This window comes from Rhodococcus sp. Eu-32 (assembly GCF_003336925.1).
Taxonomy (GTDB): Bacteria; Actinomycetota; Actinomycetes; order Mycobacteriales; family Mycobacteriaceae; genus Rhodococcoides; species Rhodococcoides kyotonensis_B.
The window spans coordinates 1-1647 of the sequence record NZ_QGNK01000046.1 but is presented as its reverse complement, the minus strand read 5'-3'; the positions used below and the strand labels follow the sequence as shown (position 1 = coordinate 1647).

Genomic DNA, 1647 nt, shown 5'->3' with positions numbered 1-1647 from the left:
TTCATTCACAAGGCGGTGACGACGACTGATCCCAAGGTGTTGGGGATCATGTACATCGCGACGTCGATCGCGTTCTTCTTGGTCGGCGGGTTGATGGCGTTGTTGATGCGCGCCGAGTTGGCTGTGCCGGGGATGCAGTTCCTGTCGAACGAGCAGTACAACCAGTTGTTCACCATGCACGGCACGATCATGTTGCTGTTGTATGCGACGCCGATCGTGTTCGGGTTCGCCAATTACATTCTGCCGTTGCAGATCGGCGCCCCGGATGTGGCGTTCCCGCGGTTGAACGCGTTCTCGTATTGGTTGTATCTGTTCGGTGCGTTGATCACCACGGCCGGGTTCATCACCCCCGGTGGCGCGGCGGACTTCGGGTGGACTGCGTACACCCCGCTCACGTCGGCGTTGCATTCGCCGGGTGTGGGTGCGGATCTGTGGATCATGGGTCTGGCGGTTGCTGGTCTGGGCACCATTTTGGGTGGCGTGAACATGATCACCACGGTGATCTGTCTGCGGGCGCCGGGAATGACGATGTTCCGGATGCCGATCTTCACCTGGAACATTCTGGTCACCTCGATCCTGATCCTGTTGGCGTTCCCGTTGTTGACTGCGGCGCTGCTCGGTTTGGCGGCGGATCGGCATCTGGGTGCGCATCTGTTCGACCCGGCCACCGGTGGGGTGTTGTTGTGGCAGCACTTGTTCTGGTTCTTCGGTCACCCCGAGGTGTACATCATCGCGTTGCCGTTCTTCGGGATCGTCTCCGAGATTTTCCCGGTGTTCTCGCGTAAGCCGATGTTCGGGTACACCACGTTGATCTATGCGACGATCGCGATCGCTGCGTTGTCGATCGCGGTGTGGGCGCATCACATGTATGCCACCGGTGCGGTGTTGTTGCCGTTCTTCTCGTTCATGACGTTCCTGATCGCGGTGCCGACGGGTGTGAAGATCTTCAACTGGATCGGCACCATGTGGCGGGGGCAGGTGACGTTGGAGACGCCGATGTTGTTCTCCATCGGCTTCTTGATCACCTTCTTGTTCGGTGGCTTGTCGGGTGTGTTGCTCGCGTCGCCGCCGATCGATTTCCATGTCACCGACACCTACTTCGTGATCGCGCATTTCCATTACGTGGTGTTCGGCACGGTCGTGTTCGCCACCTACGCCGGAATCTACTTCTGGTTCCCGAAGATGACCGGCCGGATGATGGACGAACGTCTCGGCAAGTGGCATTTCTGGTTGACGTTCCTCGGGTTCCACGGCACGTTCCTGGTCCAGCACTGGCTCGGGAACGAGGGCATGCCGCGCCGGTATGCGGATTACCTGTCCTCGGACGGGTTCACCACCTTGAACATCATTTCCACGGTCGGTGCGTTCGTGCTCGGTGCGTCGACGCTGCCGTTCGTGTGGAACGTGTTCAAGTCCTACCGGTACGGCGAAGTCGTCACCGTCGACGACCCGTGGGGCTACGGCAACTCGCTGGAATGGGCCACCTCCTGCCCGCCGCCGCGTCACAACTTCACCGAACTGCCCCGTATCCGTTCCGAGCGTCCCGCGTTCGAGCTGCACTACCCACACATGGTCGAACGCATGCGCTCCGAAGCCCACGTCGGACCCGGCAGCCACGGCGGACACACCACCGAAGTACTCGAACAG

The 1647-nt window shown here is 60.4% G+C and carries 1 protein-coding gene; it reads left to right on the top strand.

Going from position 1 to position 1647, the window contains the following annotated elements; translation table 11 throughout:
- On the top strand, positions 1–1647 hold a 1647-nt coding region (gene ctaD / locus DK926_RS26215), incomplete at both ends, for a cytochrome c oxidase subunit I (RefSeq protein WP_207890927.1).